Annotated in this window: 19 protein-coding genes; 16 read left to right on the top strand and 3 right to left on the bottom strand. The window is 60.9% G+C overall.

All coding sequences use genetic code 11. The annotated features are described in order from the left end of the window. Nucleotides 1-156 precede the first annotated feature (156 nt). Complete coding sequence (gene prmB, locus ACKJSM_RS25550) at nucleotides 157-1,065, top strand: 50S ribosomal protein L3 N(5)-glutamine methyltransferase (RefSeq protein ID WP_410239219.1); 909 nt, start codon at nucleotides 157-159, stop codon at nucleotides 1,063-1,065. A 94-nt stretch (nucleotides 1,066-1,159) separates the two neighbouring features. Here prmB and ACKJSM_RS25555 read toward each other — a convergent pair whose 3' ends face one another. Both ACKJSM_RS25555 and ACKJSM_RS25560 read right to left on the bottom strand, forming a co-directional pair. After that, nucleotides 1,160-1,951, bottom strand: a complete 792-nt coding sequence (locus ACKJSM_RS25555) for a hypothetical protein (RefSeq protein ID WP_410239220.1) — start codon at nucleotides 1,949-1,951, stop codon at nucleotides 1,160-1,162. Between the two features lie 97 nt (nucleotides 1,952-2,048). After that, nucleotides 2,049-3,002 carry an alpha/beta hydrolase gene (locus ACKJSM_RS25560; protein WP_236182456.1) on the bottom strand — a complete coding sequence of 318 codons (954 nt, stop codon included), beginning with the start codon at nucleotides 3,000-3,002 and terminating at the stop codon, nucleotides 2,049-2,051. A 130-nt stretch (nucleotides 3,003-3,132) separates the two neighbouring features. On the opposite strand from ACKJSM_RS25560, the gene aroC reads away from it, so the two are divergent. The 5 genes from aroC to mtnC all read left to right on the top strand — a co-directional run bounded on the left by aroC (nucleotide 3,133) and on the right by mtnC (nucleotide 7,349). Next, complete coding sequence (gene aroC / locus ACKJSM_RS25565) at nucleotides 3,133-4,224, top strand: chorismate synthase (protein ID WP_011333207.1); 1,092 nt, start codon at nucleotides 3,133-3,135, stop codon at nucleotides 4,222-4,224. Between the two features lie 31 nt (nucleotides 4,225-4,255). Continuing rightward, nucleotides 4,256-5,401, top strand: coding sequence for an MFS transporter (locus ACKJSM_RS25570; protein WP_236182455.1), 1,146 nt, complete (start codon nucleotides 4,256-4,258; stop codon nucleotides 5,399-5,401). Beyond that, nucleotides 5,398-6,024, top strand: coding sequence for a methylthioribulose 1-phosphate dehydratase (locus ACKJSM_RS25575; RefSeq protein WP_134825973.1), 627 nt, complete (start codon nucleotides 5,398-5,400; stop codon nucleotides 6,022-6,024). Before ACKJSM_RS25570 ends, ACKJSM_RS25575 begins: the two co-directional genes overlap by 4 nt. 91 nt (nucleotides 6,025-6,115) lie before the next feature. Further along, nucleotides 6,116-6,661, top strand: a complete 546-nt coding sequence (locus tag ACKJSM_RS25580; RefSeq protein ID WP_039770173.1) for a 1,2-dihydroxy-3-keto-5-methylthiopentene dioxygenase — start codon at nucleotides 6,116-6,118, stop codon at nucleotides 6,659-6,661. A gap of 4 nt (nucleotides 6,662-6,665) precedes the next feature. Beyond that, a complete protein-coding gene (gene mtnC / locus ACKJSM_RS25585; protein ID WP_236182453.1) occupies nucleotides 6,666-7,349 on the top strand; it encodes an acireductone synthase in 684 nt (227 codons plus the stop codon). 78 nt (nucleotides 7,350-7,427) lie between these two features. Here the strand turns inward: mtnC and ACKJSM_RS25590 are convergent, their stop codons facing one another. Then, nucleotides 7,428-7,706 (bottom strand): DUF3509 domain-containing protein, encoded by a 279-nt coding sequence (locus tag ACKJSM_RS25590; protein WP_039769924.1) that lies wholly within the window; start codon nucleotides 7,704-7,706, stop codon nucleotides 7,428-7,430. Nucleotides 7,707-8,097: 391 nt separating this feature from the next. Here ACKJSM_RS25590 and ACKJSM_RS25595 point away from each other — a divergent pair, with 391 nt between their 5' ends. The 10 genes from ACKJSM_RS25595 (at nucleotide 8,098) to ACKJSM_RS25640 (ending at nucleotide 17,049) form a co-directional block, all read left to right on the top strand. After that, on the top strand, nucleotides 8,098-9,936 hold the full coding sequence (locus ACKJSM_RS25595; protein WP_410239221.1) for a long-chain-acyl-CoA synthetase: 1,839 nt from the start codon (nucleotides 8,098-8,100) through the stop codon (nucleotides 9,934-9,936). Between the two features lie 97 nt (nucleotides 9,937-10,033). Further along, nucleotides 10,034-10,552 (top strand): ankyrin repeat domain-containing protein, encoded by a 519-nt coding sequence (locus ACKJSM_RS25600; RefSeq protein ID WP_039769928.1) that lies wholly within the window; start codon nucleotides 10,034-10,036, stop codon nucleotides 10,550-10,552. A gap of 89 nt (nucleotides 10,553-10,641) precedes the next feature. Next, a complete protein-coding gene (locus ACKJSM_RS25605; RefSeq protein ID WP_410239222.1) occupies nucleotides 10,642-11,172 on the top strand; it encodes a hypothetical protein in 531 nt (176 codons plus the stop codon). A 71-nt stretch (nucleotides 11,173-11,243) separates the two neighbouring features. Further along, the gene (locus tag ACKJSM_RS25610) at nucleotides 11,244-11,435 is read left to right on the top strand and encodes a PLDc N-terminal domain-containing protein (RefSeq protein WP_007959984.1); all 192 of its coding nucleotides are present in this window, start codon (nucleotides 11,244-11,246) and stop codon (nucleotides 11,433-11,435) included. Between the two features lie 134 nt (nucleotides 11,436-11,569). After that, complete coding sequence (gene speE, locus ACKJSM_RS25615; RefSeq protein ID WP_011333216.1) at nucleotides 11,570-12,445, top strand: polyamine aminopropyltransferase; 876 nt, start codon at nucleotides 11,570-11,572, stop codon at nucleotides 12,443-12,445. A 157-nt stretch (nucleotides 12,446-12,602) separates the two neighbouring features. Then, complete coding sequence (locus ACKJSM_RS25620) at nucleotides 12,603-12,836, top strand: hypothetical protein (RefSeq protein ID WP_236182449.1); 234 nt, start codon at nucleotides 12,603-12,605, stop codon at nucleotides 12,834-12,836. A 208-nt stretch (nucleotides 12,837-13,044) separates the two neighbouring features. After that, nucleotides 13,045-13,392: a ribonuclease E inhibitor RraB gene (locus tag ACKJSM_RS25625; RefSeq protein ID WP_007959978.1), complete on the top strand. Its 348-nt coding sequence runs from the start codon at nucleotides 13,045-13,047 to the stop codon at nucleotides 13,390-13,392. A gap of 478 nt (nucleotides 13,393-13,870) precedes the next feature. Beyond that, nucleotides 13,871-15,280 carry a circularly permuted type 2 ATP-grasp protein gene (locus tag ACKJSM_RS25630; RefSeq protein ID WP_236182946.1) on the top strand — a complete coding sequence of 470 codons (1,410 nt, stop codon included), beginning with the start codon at nucleotides 13,871-13,873 and terminating at the stop codon, nucleotides 15,278-15,280. 12 nt (nucleotides 15,281-15,292) lie between these two features. After that, the gene (locus tag ACKJSM_RS25635; RefSeq protein ID WP_007959974.1) at nucleotides 15,293-16,243 is read left to right on the top strand and encodes an alpha-E domain-containing protein; all 951 of its coding nucleotides are present in this window, start codon (nucleotides 15,293-15,295) and stop codon (nucleotides 16,241-16,243) included. Continuing rightward, nucleotides 16,240-17,049 carry a transglutaminase family protein gene (locus ACKJSM_RS25640; protein WP_236182947.1) on the top strand — a complete coding sequence of 270 codons (810 nt, stop codon included), beginning with the start codon at nucleotides 16,240-16,242 and terminating at the stop codon, nucleotides 17,047-17,049. The genes ACKJSM_RS25635 and ACKJSM_RS25640 overlap by 4 nt, the downstream gene beginning before the upstream one ends. Nucleotides 17,050-17,053: the final 4 nt, after the last annotated feature.

Raw genomic sequence — 17,053 nt, forward strand, 5'->3', positions numbered from 1 at the left:
CGTTGCTGGCCTGCAGCCTTGTCAAGTTACACGATCTGTTCAATAGCTGAAGAGAAAATCGGAAGAGTCCTACCGTCGCCTCGGAGTTTTTCCTGCGTCGTCGTGGCGCGTTTTGGCTGCTAGAATCGCCAGTCGTTTTTTCTGGAGTTCTGCCCCGTGATCACTTCCCGACTTCGTACCCTGCGCGACCACATCCGTTGGGCCGTCAGCCGCTTCCATGGGGAGGATCTGTTTTTCGGCCATGGCACCGACAATGCCTGGGACGAAGCCCGGCAGCTCGTGCTTGGCGCCTTGCACCTGCCATGGGAAATCGCCGACAGCTACCTCGATTGCGCACTGGAAGACGATGAACTGGTCAATCTTCAGCGCCTGCTCAAGCGCCGCATCGAAGAGCGCATTCCGACCGCTTACCTGCTGGGCGAAGCCTGGTTCTGCGGCATGTCGTTCATCGTCGATGAGCGCGTGCTGATCCCGCGTTCACCGATTGGCGAGCTGATCGAAAACCGGTTTGCCCCGTGGATCGGCGACGAGCCGGTGCGGATTCTCGACCTGTGCACCGGCTCCGGCTGCATCGGCATCGCGTGCGCCTACGAGTTCCGGAACGCTGAGGTGGTGCTGGCGGATCTGTCGTTCGAAGCGCTGGAAGTGGCGAACCAGAACATCGAACGTCATGGCGTCGATGAGCGGGTGTTCACCGTGCAGGGCGATGGTTTCGACGGTTTGCCGGGTCAACGTTTCGACCTGATCGTGTCGAACCCGCCCTACGTCGATGCGGAAGATTTCGCTGACATGCCAGACGAATACCAGCACGAGCCGGAGCTGGGTCTGGCTTGCGGCGATGACGGTTTGAACCTGGTGCGCCGAATGCTCGCCGAAGCGGCGGATCACCTGACCGAGAAAGGTTTGCTGATTGTCGAGGTGGGCAACAGCCAGGTACACGTCGAGGCGCTGTATCCGGAAGTCGATTTCGCCTGGCTGGAATTCCAGCGTGGCGGACATGGCGTGTTCATGCTGACCGCCGAACAGTGCCGCGATCATCAGGCGCTGTTCGCTTCCCGCGTCTAAATTGCTCTGATCGTTCCCACGCTCTGCGTGGGAATGCAGCCCGGGACGCTCCGCGCCCCACCTCAGGCTGAACGCAGAGCCTGGGATCGATCAGTCAGCGGTGCGTCGCAATCCAGATCAGCAACCCGGCCTGAAACACCGCAAACGCCACCAGGCAAGTAATGGTGAACCGCAACCCGGCGTCTTCGCGCTTGAACTTGCTGACTTTGTCTTCCTGTTTCTTCAGCTTCACTTCCTGCTCGGCCAGATTCTGCTCGGCCTGTTGCAACATCTGCGCAGCTTCCAGAATTTCGACGATCTGCAGCTTTTCGCTGTTCCAGTCGCCAAGCAGGTCTCCAACCTTCACTTCTTTGACGCTGCCCTTCAAATGCTGGGCGTCGGCGTACACCACATCAAAGCCATGCACCCGCAAAAAGTGATCGCGGCGCAGGCGAGTGTCTTCGTTCAGCGCGTCCTTGTTGTTCAGGTCCATGCCGTCGACGGTGTAGGCGGGCCAGCGCTTTTTTGCCCAGTTGATGCCTTGGGCGGCCATGAAGCGGCCGATGCCACGGTTCAGCGGTTCGATCTGCAAACCGCTGTCCGGGCCGAAATGCACACGTTTGGTCGTGTGATCGACCCACACATCCAGGTGATTCTGTTCTTTACGCACGCGCTGGGCAGGCAACTTGATCGCCATGCGCATCAGGCTGTGTTCTTTACTGTTGCGCTCGGCGTAACCGAATTCGACGAAGCGCAGCGGCCGTCCGCCGGTGGTGCGGTCGGTCTGCAACGGCGCCAGGCGGAGCATCTTGTGGTGCTCGACGTGGACATCCGCCCAGGGCAGCTCGACCGCTGGCGGTGCGTCTTTTTCAGCGGTGGTGTCGGGTGAAGTCTGGGTATCGGTCATAACGGCGAGATCCTGTCCAAGCTGCTTGCCGCCAGCCAGTACGCTGGCGACAAAGGCTTATCGGCCGTTTTCTACAAGACTAGAGGGCAAAAAGAGTTCAACGGGTGCGAATTCCGTCAATAAACTCAAGGACGCGTGTCCCCAGTTCCGCCGCCAGCGGCAAATTCGGGTCCTTGTAGGAGGCCAGTTGCCGCTTCAGGTCGTTGGGCACGATGCGCAAGACGTGGTTCATGCCCTCGATCAGCGCCAGTTGCGCGTCCGGTTTGGCAGCCTTGAGCAATTTCGCATCATCGACCTGGACTTGAATGTCGTTGCTGCCTTGCACGATCAGCGCCGGCATTTTCAGCTGGGCGAAGGCTGCCGCCGGGTCCTGACGGAACAGCGAAATCAGGTACGGCTGCACACTCGGACGGAATATCACCTGCAACGGCGCCGGCACATTGTCGTCGGTGCGCCCGGCCTTGAGACTGTCGAGCAGTTCATTGCTGCGCAGCATCAAAGGAGGAGGGAGGCTGCGGGCCAGTTGCCGGCGCAGTACCTGATCGATCGGTCGGGCCGTGCCGGAGAGCGAAATGACCGCAGCCGCATCGATCTTTGGAGCCGCGAGGCTGGCAATCAGTGCGCCTTCACTATGGCCGAGCAGGATCAACGGACCGAAGCGCGGATCGGCTTTCAGCTTCTGACCCCAGGCCACGGCATCCGCCACATAGGCTTCCACCGACAGGTTTCGCTCGTCCGGCGTGGCCGCCAGGCTGGCGGCCACGCCGCGCTTGTCGAAACGCACACTGGCGACATTGTGTTTGGCCAGCACCCAGGCCAGTCGCTTGAGGCTGTCATTGCGCCCGCCGTCGGGGTTGTTTCCGTCACGATCGGTAGGACCCGAGCCGGAAAGCATCAGGACAACCGGCACGGGGTTGTCGGATTTTGGCAACAACAGCGAGCCGAAAAGTTCGCCGTTGTCGGTGGTCAACGTGACCGGACGTTGCAGGACAGTCGCCTGGACAAAGCCGGTAAACAGGGAAAGGCTCAAGATCAAAACTCGCAGCATCATCACGCCATCATTTGCCAAGGTGTCGGTTGGACTCACCCACACCGCTAAGGTTCGAGGATGAACTACTCGGTTAGCCTGCGTATACTGGCGCGCATCACGAATTTGGGTTCGATTTCACGGAGCGTCCTGCATGTCCGGCAATACCTACGGCAAGCTGTTCACTGTCACCACCGCGGGCGAAAGCCATGGTCCGGCGTTGGTCGCCATTGTTGACGGCTGCCCGCCGGGCCTGGAGATTTCCCTTGAGGACCTGCAACGCGACCTCGACCGTCGCAAGCCGGGCACCAGCCGCCATACCACCCAGCGCCAGGAAGCCGACGAAGTCGAAATCCTCTCCGGCGTGTTCGAGGGTCGCACCACGGGCTGCTCCATCGGCTTGCTGATCCGCAACACCGACCAGAAGTCCAAGGACTACTCGGCGATCAAGGACCTGTTCCGCCCGGCCCACGCCGACTACACCTACCACCACAAATACGGTGAGCGCGATTACCGCGGCGGCGGTCGCAGCTCCGCGCGGGAAACCGCCATGCGCGTCGCGGCCGGCGCCATCGCCAAGAAATACCTGGCCAGTCAGGGCATCGTCATTCGCGGCTACATGAGCCAGCTCGGGCCGATCGAAATCCCGTTCAAGACCTGGGAGTCGGTCGAGCAGAATGCTTTCTTCAGCCCGGATCCGGACAAAGTGCCGGAGCTGGAAGCCTACATGGATCAGTTGCGCCGCGATCAGGACTCCGTCGGGGCGAAGATCACCGTGGTTGCCGAAGGCGTGATGCCGGGCCTGGGCGAGCCGATCTTCGACCGTCTCGATGCCGAACTGGCCCATGCGCTGATGAGCATCAACGCGGTCAAAGGCGTGGAAATCGGCGCCGGTTTTGCCTGCGTCGCCCAGCGCGGCACCGAACACCGCGACGAGCTGACGCCCGAAGGTTTCCTCAGCAACAACGCTGGCGGCATCCTCGGCGGGATCTCTTCGGGTCAGCCGATCGTCGCGCACCTGGCCTTGAAGCCGACCTCGAGCATCACCACCCCGGGTCGCTCGATCGACATCGATGGCAATCCGGTCGACGTGATCACCAAGGGCCGCCACGATCCGTGCGTGGGCATCCGCGCCACGCCGATTGCCGAGGCGATGATGGCCATCGTGCTGATGGATCACCTGTTGCGTCACCGTGGTCAGAACGCCGATGTGCGGGTGAGCACCCCGGTGCTGGGTCAGCTTTGATGGATGACCTCAAAGCCGTCGCGGTCTGACCGTGGCGGCGTTCCCGTACTGGCGGCTGTCCAGTTTCTATCTGTTCTATTTCGCCTTGCTCGGTTCGACGGCGCCGTTTCTGGCGCTGTACTTCGATCACCTCGGATTCAGCGCCGCGCGCATCGGCGAGCTGGTGGCGATCCCGATGCTGATGCGCTGCGTGGCGCCGAACATCTGGGGCTGGCTCGGTGATTACACCGGCAGGCGCCTGGCCATCGTGCGTTTCGGCGCGGTGTGCACGCTGCTGACTTTCTCGCTGATTTTCGTCAGCAAGACCTACGCCTGGCTGGCGATGGTCATGGCTTTGCACGCTTTCTTCTGGCACGCGGTGCTGCCACAGTTCGAAGTCATCACCCTGGCGCATTTACAGAGCCAGACTTCCCGCTACAGCCAGATCCGCCTGTGGGGATCGATCGGTTTCATCATCACCGTGGTCGCCCTCGGTCGCCTGTTCGAATGGCTCAGCCTCGACATCTACCCGGCGGCGCTGGTGCTGATCATGGCCGGGATCGTGCTCAGTAGTCTGTGGGTGCCGAACGCGCAACCGGCCCAAGGCAATCGGCCGACCGGGGAGGGCTTTCTCAAGCAGTTGCGCAATCCCGGGGTGCTGGCGTTCTACGGTTGCGTGGCGCTGATGCAGCTGAGTCACGGGCCGTATTACACGTTTTTGACCCTGCACCTCGAACGGCTGGGCTACAGCCGTGGCGTGATCGGCATGCTCTGGGCGGTCGGCGTGGTAGCGGAAGTGCTGATGTTCATGGCGATGAGCCGGATTCTCGCGCGGTTTTCCCTGCGGCGGGTGCTGATGGCGAGTTTCCTGCTGGCGGCATTGCGCTGGTTGCTGCTAGGTTCTTTCGCCGAATTCCTTGGGGTCTTGCTGTTTGCCCAGGTGCTGCACGCGGCGACGTTCGGCAGCTTTCATGCCGCTGCCATCGCGTTCGTGCAACGTAGCTTCGGCGCGCGCCAGCAAGGGCAGGGCCAAGCGCTGTATGCAGCGTTGGCCGGCACCGGTGGTGCGCTTGGCGCGTTGTATTCCGGTTACAGCTGGAATGCCCTTGGCGCGACATTGACCTTTAGTATTGCCAGTCTCGCAGCGCTCGCCGCTGCCGTTATCATTGCCATTCGAATGCAAGAGGACAGGCCATGAGCCTTACCCGTGAACAGCTTGCCCGGCAAATTGTCGACGCCGGGCGTTTTCTTTATGGTCGCGGCTGGTCGCCGGCCACCAGCAGCAATTACTCGACGCGCCTGTCGCCGAGCGAAGCGCTGCTGACCGTATCCGGCAAGCACAAGGGCCAGTTGGGCCTGGACGACGTGCTCGCCACCGACCTGTCCGGCAACAGCCTGGAACCGGGCAAAAAACCGTCCGCCGAAACGCTGTTGCACACCCAGCTCTACAGCTGGCGCCCGGAGATCGGCGCGGTGCTGCACACCCACTCGGTGAACGCCACGGTGCTGTCGCGCCTGACGCCGGAAGATTTCATCGAGTTCGAAGATTACGAACTGCAAAAAGCCTTCAGCGGCATCTCGACCCACGAATCCCGGGTGCGGGTGCCGATCTTCGACAACGATCAAGACATTGCACGCCTCGCCGCCAAGGTGCAGCCTTGGCTCGACGCCCATCCCGATTGCGTGGGTTATCTGATTCGCGGCCACGGCCTCTACACCTGGGGCGCGCAGATGAGTGATGCGTTGCGCCAGATCGAGGCCTTTGAATTCCTGTTTGAATGCGAGTTGAAGACCCGCAGCGTCATGAACCGCCAAGGCTGACTTCACCAGAACCAGCCCATTTGCCTGATGAATGCAGTGCCCGACCGGTCTGAAAGAACCGGACGGCAAGGCCGATACCGAGGAATGCCCCATGAGCAGCCTGTCCGTCTATCACGTTTCCAGCCCCGAGATTCCGAACAAGGTGCTGACCCATTTCGAAGACATCGCCTCGACCCTGGCCGAGCAGGGCGTGCGCTTCGACCGCTGGCAAGCCGCCGCAAAGATCCAGCCCGGTGCCAGCCAGGAAGAAGTGATCGGTGCCTATAAAGAACAGATCGACAAACTGATGACCGAGCGCGGTTACATCACGGTCGATGTGATCAGCCTCAACAGCGATCACCCGCAAAAAGCCGAGTTGCGTGCCAAGTTCCTCGAAGAACATCGTCATGGCGAAGACGAAGTACGTTTCTTCGTCGCCGGCCGTGGCCTGTTCACCCTGCACATCGACGATTATGTCTACGCCGTGCTGTGCGAAAAGAACGACCTGATTTCGGTGCCGGCCGGCACCAAACACTGGTTCGACATGGGCGAGAACCCGCATTTCGTGGCGATCCGTCTGTTCAACAATCCTGAAGGCTGGGTCGCCAACTTCACCGGCGAAGACATCGCCGGCCGCTTCCCGCGTCTGGAGGACTGAGCCGATGTCGATCAAGGTCATTCTCACCGACATCGAAGGCACCACCAGCGCGGTGAGTTTTGTGTTCGACGTGCTGTTTCCGTATGCCGCCAAACACCTGCCGGACTTCGTTCGCCAGAACGCCCAGCGCGCCGATGTTGCCGAACAACTGGACGCGGTGCGCCGCGACAGCAACGAACCGCAGGCTGACGTCGAGCGGGTCGTGGAAATTCTGCTGAGCTGGATCGCCGAAGACCGCAAGGCCACACCGCTGAAAGCGTTGCAGGGCATGGTCTGGGAACAGGGGTATCAGGCCGGGCAGTTGAAGGGGCATGTTTACCCGGACGCCGTTGAAGCGCTCCAGCGCTGGCATCAGGCCGGCTATCAACTGTTTGTTTATTCGTCCGGTTCGATCCAGGCGCAGAAGCTGATTTTCGGCTGCTCCGAAGCAGGGGATCTGACGCCATTGTTCAGCGGCTACTTCGACACCACGTCGGGGCCCAAGCGCGACGCGCAGTCGTACAGCAACATCCAGCAGGCCATCGGAGTCGAACCGCAGGAGATCCTGTTCCTGTCCGACATTGTCCAGGAACTCGACGCTGCCCAGGCTGCCGGCCTGCAAACCTGCGGGCTCGCCCGTGAGGGCGGGGAACTGGAAGGGCATGTGACCGTCGACAGTTTCACCGGGATCGAACCGGAAGCGTTCTGAGTCCACACACTCGACGAGTAAAAAAAACAGGCCGTGAAGCGAAAGCTCCACGGCCTGTTTGTATATACGGTGTTCGAATTACATCGAATGATAGGTCGGCAGGGCAAAACGCTGTTGGCTTTGCAGCATGCCGATCTGCGGCAGCTCGCTGGCTTGTTCCGCCAGATCACGGCGAATCGCGCTGATCGCCCACGACAGTTGGTCACCGGTGTGCAATTGCTGATAGGTGAGCGCGCGCTTGAATACTTTGCCATCGGCACTCTTCAGCGTTAGCAGGATCCCGCCATCGGGACGTGGCTGGGTAGTGACGGCGAAGTTGGAGAACAGGGAAGTAAATTTTTCTTGGATCAGGTTCATGTCTTTCAGCTCCGTATGCACTTGAATGGCAAGCATGCATAGGGAGTTGCAGCGATTGTGCCAGTATGGTTATTTTTTAAAAATCTATATAAATCAATAGGTTGTGAATTTAGTTCATTTCGGTTGTCGTGCAATCTGCATGAATGGCCATCGTGCATCCTGCATTTTGCGGGATCATGGTCGATCCGATGGAACCAATACCCCCGGCGGTAATCACGCTGCGTGTAGTAGCGCCGGGGCGGATACAAAACATTGCAAAAACCGCGTGTACAGCCCGCGAAGGCCTGACGTATTTTCCGCCTCGACCCTCGCGCAAGAAGCGCCGGTTTCCTCACCCGATTGCCCGACAATAAAAATCCGGCCTGCACGTCAAGGTCGAACGGGAGCTGCCATGCGCCACGCGCCGAGCGACACGATTACCTGGGGCATGATGCTCCGCAAACTGCCGATGATTGCCAAAGCCATCCCTCGGGTGGTGAAAGGCATGAAGGTGGCCAACGTCACGGATCCGACCCAGACCTGTGGCCTGGGCTGGACTTTCGAGCAGGCGACCCTGCGCAATCCCGAGGGCCCCGCGCTGCTGTCGGGCGAGGTGGTGCTGAGTTATTCGCAGGTCAACCAGTGGGCCAACCGCATCGCCCACTACCTGATCGGGCAGGGCATCGGCAAGGGCGATGTGGTGGCGGTGTTCATCGAAAACCGCCCGGAATTGCTGGTGACGATTCTGGCCCTGGCCAAAGTGGGCGCCGTCAGCGCGCTGCTCAATACCTCGCAGACCCGCGATACGCTGATCCACAGCATCAATCTGGTGACGCCGGCGGCGATTGTCGTCGGTGAAGAGTTGCTGCCGGCATTTGCGGCGGTACGCGAGCAAGTATCGATACCGGCGGCGCGTGCCTGGTTCGTCGCCGATCAGGATACCTTCAGCCATCCGGGCATCGCGCCCGAGGGCTACATCAACCTGATCAGCGCCAGTGCCGACGCTTGCGGCGACAACCCGGCCAGCAGTCGGCAGATTTTTTTCGACGACCCCTGCTTCTATATCTACACCTCCGGTACCACCGGTTTGCCCAAGGCTGGCGTGTTCAAACACGGCCGCTGGATGCGCAGTTCGGCGAGCTTCGGCCTGATCGCCCTCGACATGCGCCCGGACGACATCGTCTATTGCACCTTGCCGCTCTACCACGCCACCGGACTTTGTGTGTGCTGGGGTTCGGCGGTCAATGGCGCTTCGGGCTTCGCCATCCGTCGCAAGTTCAGCGCCCGGCAGTTCTGGAGCGATGTGCGGCGTTATCGCGCCACCACCATCGGTTATGTCGGCGAGTTGTGCCGGTATCTGGTGGATCAGCCGCTCAGCGCCGACGACAGCCGTCACGACGTGCGCAAGATGATTGGCAACGGTTTGCGGCCCGGTGCGTGGGCCGAGTTCAAGACCCGCTTCGGCGTGGATCACATCTGCGAGCTGTACGCGGCCAGCGACGGCAATATCGGCTTCACCAATATTCTCAATTTCGACAACACCATCGGTTTCTCGCTGATGGCCTGGGAGCTGGTGGCTTACGACCAGGACAGCGGCGAGCCGATTCGTGGTGATGACGGATTCATGCGCAAGGTCGGCCGGGGCGAGCGGGGCCTGTTGCTGGCGCGGATCGACGACAAGGCGCCGCTGGACGGCTACACCGATCCACAGAAAACCGCCAAGGTCGTGCTGCAGGACGTGTTCGCCAAGGGCGATCGCTTCTTCAACACCGGCGACCTGCTGCGCAACATCGGTTTCGGTCATGCACAGTTTGTCGACCGCCTCGGCGACACCTATCGCTGGAAGGGCGAGAACGTCTCGACCACCGAGGTCGAAAATCTGCTGCTCCAGCACCCGCACATTTCCGAAGCGGTGGCCTATGGCGTGGAAATTCCCAACACCAATGGCCGCGCCGGCATGGCGGCGATCACCCCGGCCGAGTCGCTGGCGACCCTGGATTTCGCCGAGCTGCTGGCCTTCGCCCGCCAACGCATGCCGGCCTACGCGGTGCCGCTGTTCCTGCGGGTGAAGGTCAAGATGGAAACCACCGGCACCTTCAAATACCAGAAGACGCGCCTGAAAAACGAAGGCTTCGACCCCGGCCTGACGGGGGATGACCCGATTTATGCCTGGCTGCCGGGGACCGAAACCTACGTGCAGGTGACAGATGAAATCCTCGCGGATATCCGGGCAGGCAAGTACCGCTATTGATATTGGCTATCGACGGTCTTGGAAAAAAGGGGATGACAGCTATCGCTGCGCTCGGGAAACTGTCGGCTTTCCGATTGACCGAAAGTGGAGTTGCCCCATGTCCGACCAAAGCCGCCAGATGACCCCCGAAGAAGCCGCCGAATTCACCGAGCAGGTATTCAACAAGGCGCGCGAGGGTGATGCGGTGATGCTCGATCGCCTGATCACTGCCGGTCTGCCGGTGAACCTGACCAACAGCAAGGGCGACACTCTGCTGATGCTCGCCAGTTACTACGGTCACGTGGACGCGGTGCAAGTGCTGCTCAAGCACAAGGCCGATCCGGAACAGCGCAACGGCAACGGCCAGAGTCCGATTGCCGGCGCGGCATTCAAGGGAGATCTGGCCGTGGTCAAGGCTCTGGTCGAGGGTGGGGCGCAGATTGAAGGCGCCTCCTTCGATGGCCGCACGGCGCTGATGATGGCGGCGATGTTCAACCGGGTTGAAATCGTCGATTACCTGATCGACCAGGGCGCCGATCCGAAAGCCAAGGATGCCAATGGCGTCACCGCCCTGGACGCGGCCCGGACCATGGGCGCCGTGGACACCACCGCACAGCTGGAAAAGCTGCTGGGCTGAAGCCGCTGGCCGGAACCTGCTCTGTGGCGAAGGCGAGAATGCGCTATCCTTCGCGCCCTCAAATTTTCTTCGCCACAGGATCCGCCCCCATGAAAGCCGCACTCGCCGAACTCATCAGCAAAATCAGCTCCGGCTGCATGGGCGAAGACGAGATCCTCAAGGTCGCCGATGAAGCGGCGCAGGCCTACGCCGATGCCGACGCATTTCTGACCGCCAATCCGGACATCAACTACGACGACACTTTCCCGATTCCGCTGGGCGAGTGGGTGGTGGTCGGCAGTCTGCCCGAGACCGTGCTGTTTCAGGCCGACACCTACGTTGACCTGTTCGCGCAGATCGTCGCGTCGTTCGGCCCGGGCGTCGAGTTCAACCTCAAGCCCAAGCAACTGGCCAAGACCGAGGCGCTGACCGCGCTCAATCGTATCCAGGTGCAGATGAGCAGCCTGAACAAGGAAAACGGCGGTTACACGCTGATGAACTTCAGCCAGTTGCTCGACGATGAGCTGCAAGTGGTGCTGGTCTACGGCAACGATGTACCGCGCGTGCTGGAACTGTGCGCCGAAGCCGGCATTGCCGCCGCGCCGTCGCTGGAAGCCCTGAAGGTCGCCGTTCACGTCTGAACGCAATAAAAGGGAACCCTGGGCGCGACCGTCTATCCTAAAAGTGCACGCCACTATTCTGGAGCGACACCATGGGTTCCACGTTCAACGGCCTGGTCGGCCTGATCATTCTTGCGCTCGACATCTGGGCGATCATCAATGTGCTGAAAAGCGGCGCCGAGACCGGGATGAAAATCCTCTGGGTGTTGTTGATCATCCTGCTGCCGGTGCTCGGCCTGATCATTTGGGCGATTGCCGGACCGCGGGGCAATGTGCGGATCTGACCGTTCGCACCCTGATGGGGTCGGGCCGATGAACTGAGGTTCGACCTGTCATCTTCGGCAACGTAGAATGCGCGCCTTTCCCGGGCAATCGAACCTGACGATTGGCGCCCGCGCATTCATCGGAGCACTTCACCATGACCGTCACCAAGACCAGCGAATACCTGGAAACCCTCTACGAAGGCTACGGCCAGCGTTTTCGCATGGAAAAACTGCTGCACGAAGTGCGCACCGAACACCAGCATCTGGTGATCTTCCAGAACCCTCGCATGGGCCGGGTGATGGCGCTGGACGGCGTGATCCAGACCACCGAAGCCGACGAGTTCATCTACCACGAAATGCTCACCCACGTGCCGATCCTCGCCCACGGCACCGCCAAGCGCGTGCTGATCATCGGCGGCGGCGACGGCGGCATGCTGCGCGAAGTGACCAAACACGCCAGCGTCGAGCACATCACCATGGTCGAGATCGACGGCACCGTGGTCGACATGTGCAAAGAGTTTTTGCCGAACCACTCCAGCGGCGCCTACGATGATCCGCGCCTGAACCTGGTGATCGACGACGGCATGCGCTTTGTCGCGACCACCACCGAGAAGTTTGACGTGATCATTTCCGACTCCACCGACCCGATCGGCCCGGGCGAAGTGCTGTTCTCGGAAAACTTCTACCAGGCCTGCCACCGCTGCCTGAACGAGGGCGGCATCCTCGTGACCCAGAACGGCACGCCGTTCATGCAGATCGAAGAAGTGAAAACCACCGCCGGTCGCCTGCGCAGCCTGTTCCCGGACTGGCACTTCTATCAGGCGGCCGTGCCGACCTACATCGGCGGTTCGATGACGTTCGCCTGGGGCTCGACCAATCCGGCCTACCGCAAGCTGAGCCGTGAAGTTCTGCAACAGCGCTTCATCGGCAGCGGCATCGTCACCCGCTACTACAACCCGGAAATCCACATCGGTGCTTTTGCCTTGCCGCAGTACGTGCTGCAAGCGGTGAACAAGCCAAGCAACGACTGATCGTTCGCGGGTAAAGAAAAAGCCGAGGCCGGTGTGCGAAATCACGCCGGCCTCGGCTTTTTTCATGTTGCAGCGATGTAAACCTTTTGAACGATCAGTCCTGACAAAAGTCGAGATAGGAGTAAGCCCACTTGCGGGTTTGGTCGAGGAGGCTCTGATGTCAAAGTGGAAAGTCACTTTCGTGGACGATCATGGTGAAACGATCAACGAAGTCTTCGAGTGCGAGGAATGCCCCAGCCATGAACGGGCAGCCCGCCTCATCAAAGAACGATTGCTGCCGGTCGCCGCCGAGCTTGACCTGAACGATCTGGAAGGGCGCACCGCCGATGCCGGCGTTAAAAACCTGAAAACCCAGAACAGCATCGAAATCCGCAGCATCACCCCAATCTGAATCTTCTTTTACATTACGTACCAGGCCTTGGCAGCGGCTCTATCTTGGGGCTACTCTGCAAGCGAGATCAGCGAACGGATCGCTAAGGTCTGGTCTTGTCAGCTACATGCTTGTTTCCCGCCGGCAACGCGGTTGTCGTAGCACCAAGGCCATGGGGCCGGTGCAGGGAATACGGAAAGTCTATCCATCTATGCGAGGGGGACGATTCATGAGCACAGCCTATCAAGAAGACATCAGCAGCAGCGTGCTGCGCCGCATGAAAGAAGGCGGTTTCGATTTTTCACGATTCCATCCCATCGAGTTCTACGCCATTTTCCCGGACGAGGAGCGGGCGCGCAGGGCGGCAGGCAAGTTTCGCGGTGAATCCATCAATGCCCAGGTCAGTGCGCGCGACGACGGCGCCTGGTCTCTGGAGTTGAGCAAGGTGATGTACGCAACCTACGATGACATTGGCGATTTCGAGCAGGGCTTTTCGGCGGTGGTCGAGCCCTTGGGCGGCATCATCGAGGGCTGGGGCGTGAAACAGGAGATCCGCAACCGGCATCGTTTGAATTGATAACTGACGCAACACGTCGAGCAACGGCTGACCTTCGGGTCGGCCGTTGTCGTGTCTGCCGTTGCGAAAGCTGCATGGCAAAACCCTGAAACAAGAAACCGGCGCAAAAAAAAGCCACCTGAAGAGGTGGCTGAAAGGGAAGACCGCAAGGAGAGGAAACCGGTCAGAGTTAAGGCCGGGAGGGCTGCCAAGGCAAGCCGGAACAGTGAGGCTGCGTGCTTCGTCAGCGACGTTTTTGCAGCGGATGCGCGGATTATCCGCAGCCGCCGACGGGCAGTGAAATCAACTCTGACTATGCTGGTGATAGGCGACGTGACTGCGTCGCAATGAGGCGGGGGCGATCAGGTGGGAGCATTTGCCGCACAGGAATGGTGCGGTGCATGCGGCGTCAATATCCAACCGATTGAAATCAAAGCGTTTATGCCGATGGCACGGGCCTTGCGAAGGCCTGTAGGTCCGGAGTGACAAGGAGTACGGCATGATCCGCACCTATTTTGATGAAATGTACGATGCCGGCGGCCAGATCCGCCCGCATTACCGGGAGTTTGCCCGCTGGCTGGCCGAGACGCCTGATGAACTGCTGGCCCAGCGGCGACGCGAGGCCGATCTGCTGTTTCATCGCGCCGGAATCACTTTCACGCTCTACGGGGACGAGCAAGGGACAGAGCGCCTGATTCCCTTCGACACCATTCCGCGCAGCATTCCCGCCAGTGAATGGCGGATTGTCGAGCGCGGCTGCATTCAGCGGGTCAAGGCGTTGAACATGTTCCTCGCCGACCTTTACCACGAGCAACGCATCATCAAGGCCGGGATCATTCCCGCCGAGCAGGTGCTGGCCAACGAGCAATACCAGTTGGCGATGCAAGGGCTGGATCTGCACCGCGATATCTATTCGCACATCTCCGGCGTCGATCTGGTGCGCGACGGCGACGGCACGTATTACGTGCTCGAGGACAACCTGCGCACGCCGAGCGGCGTGAGCTACATGCTTGAAGACCGCAAGATGATGATGCGTCTGTTCCCCGAGCTGTTCGCGGCCCAGCGCATCGCTCCCATCGACCATTACCCGAACTTGCTGCTCGACACCTTGAAAAGCTCAAGCCCGATCGACAACCCGAGTGTCGTGGTGCTGACCCCGGGGCGGTTCAACAGCGCGTTTTTCGAGCATGCGTTTCTCGCCCGGGAAATGGGCGTGGAGCTGGTGGAGGGCGCGGATCTGTTCGTGCGTGATGACAAGGTTTTCATGCGCACCACCGACGGCCCGAAAGCGGTGGACGTGATCTACCGCCGGCTCGACGATGCGTTCCTCGATCCGCTGGCGTTCCGCCCGGATTCGATGCTCGGCGTGCCGGGACTGCTGTCGTCGTATCGCTCCGGCAATGTGGTGCTGGCCAATGCCATCGGCACCGGCGTGGCGGACGACAAATCGGTGTATCCGTTCGTTACCGAAATGATCCGTTTCTACCTCGACGAAGAACCGATCCTGAAAAACGTGCCGACCTGGCAATGCCGCAACCCGTCTGAACTTTCCCACGTGCTGGCCAATCTTGCGGATCTGGTGGTCAAGGAAACCCAGGGCTCCGGCGGTTACGGGATGCTTGTGGGGCCGGCGGCGACGACTGCGGAAATCGATGCGTTCCGCGAGCGGATCAAGGCCAAGCCCCACGCGTACATCGCACAACCGACGCTGTCGCTGTCGACCTGTCCGACCTTTGTCGAAAACGGCATTGCGCCGCGCCATATCGACCTGCGCCCGTTCGTATTGTCCGGGCGCGAAACCCGGGTCGTACCCGGCGGTTTGACCCGTGTCGCTCTGCGTGAAGGCTCGCTGGTGGTGAATTCATCCCAGGGCGGCGGAACCAAGGACACCTGGGTGGTCGAGGATTGAAGGAAGCCTGTCATGTTAAGTAGAACTGCCTCGGATCTGTACTGGATGTCGCGTTACCTGGAGCGGGCGGAAAACCTCGCACGAATGCTCGATGTCAGCTATTCGCTGTCGCTGATGCCGCAGGACGGCCGTGGCGATGGCCTGCACGAACTGGCGATGCCGCTGCTGATCACCGGTACGCTGGACGATTACCTGGAACGCCACGGCGAATTGCATGCCGAGCGATTGTTGCACTTCTTCGCCCTCGACGCGGCCAACCCGGCGAGCATCTACAGCTGTCTCGGTGCGGCGCGGGCCAGCGCCCATGCGGTGCGCGGCCGGATCACCGCCGACATGTGGGAGAACATCAACGCCACCTGGCTGGAGATCCGCGGGATCGCCAATCAGGGCCTCAGCCGTTACGGCATGAGCCGTTTCTGCGAGTGGATCAAGGAACGTTCGCACCTGTTCCGGGGTGCGTCCTACGGCACGATCATGCGCAACGATGCGTTTCGCTTCATTCGCCTGGGTACGTTCATCGAGCGGGCGGACAACACGTTGCGTCTGCTCGATGCGCGTTACGAAATGGCCGGCGATCAGGCCGAAGCAGTCAGCGACGGCACCGCTCACGCCTATTACCAATGGAGTGCCCTGTTGCGAGCCTTGTCATCGTTCGAGGCTTACACCGAGATTTATCGCGATGCGCCGGGTGCCCGGCATGTGGCCGAATTGCTGCTGTTGCGCGCCGATGTGCCGCGTTCCTTGCGGGCCTGCACCGAAGAGATCGATCAGATCCTGGCCCAGTTGCCGGGGGCCAACGGTCGCCCCGCACAACGGCTGGCGGCGGAAATGGACGCACGCCTGCGCTACACCGGCATCCAGGAAATCCTCGAGGAAGGCCTGCACGCCTGGCTCACTGAATTCATCCCGCTGGTGCGCCAGCTGGGCAACGCCATTCACAGTTCCTACCTGGAGGCCGCATGAGACTTTCCATCAGCCACGAGACCACCTATCACTACGAAGATCAGGTGCGCGCGAGCATCCAGTACCTGCGCCTGACCCCCCACGACAGCGAGCGTCAGCACGTGCTGAGCTGGCAGCTCGACCTGCCGCGCCCGGTGCGCGCCCAGCTCGATCCGTTCGGCAACATCCTGCATGTGCTGACCATGGACGAGCCCCACGAAGCGATCATCATCGGCGCCCGGGGGCAGGTCGATATCGACGAGTTGCGCGAAGCGGAGCACGAGAGCCAGTCGGCGCTGCCGTTCCTGCGTTTCACCCGGCTGACCGAGGCTGACGAGGCATTGCGGGCGTTTGCCGAGAAATCCTGCAAACAACGCCGCGACCGCAATGCGTTGATCGATCTGATGCACGGTTTGAATCAGCACATGACCTACAAGCCGGGTTCCACCGAAGTCGACACCAGCGCTGCCGAGGCATTCGCCGGACGGGCGGGTGTTTGCCAGGATCACGCCCACGCGTTCCTGGCCTGCGCGCGCAGTCTCGGGGTGCCGTCACGTTATGTGTCGGGTTATCTGTACAGCGAGGATTGTGAGCACCTGGCCAGTCACGCCTGGGCCGAGGCCTGGATCGATGACGCCTGGTACAGCTTTGACGTGACCAATGAGCTGGCGCGGCCGGAGCGGCACCTGAAACTGGCAGTGGGGCTGGATTACCTCGACGCCTGTCCGGTGCGCGGCATGCGCCGGGGCGGCGGGTCAGAGCAGATGCACGCGAAGGTGCGGGTGTCGCCGACACCAGCCCCCGTCATCTCGGTGCAGCAGCAGTAAGCGG

Source organism: Pseudomonas sp. PHC1, from assembly GCF_046487845.1.
GTDB classification, from domain to species: domain Bacteria; phylum Pseudomonadota; class Gammaproteobacteria; order Pseudomonadales; family Pseudomonadaceae; genus Aquipseudomonas; species Aquipseudomonas sputi.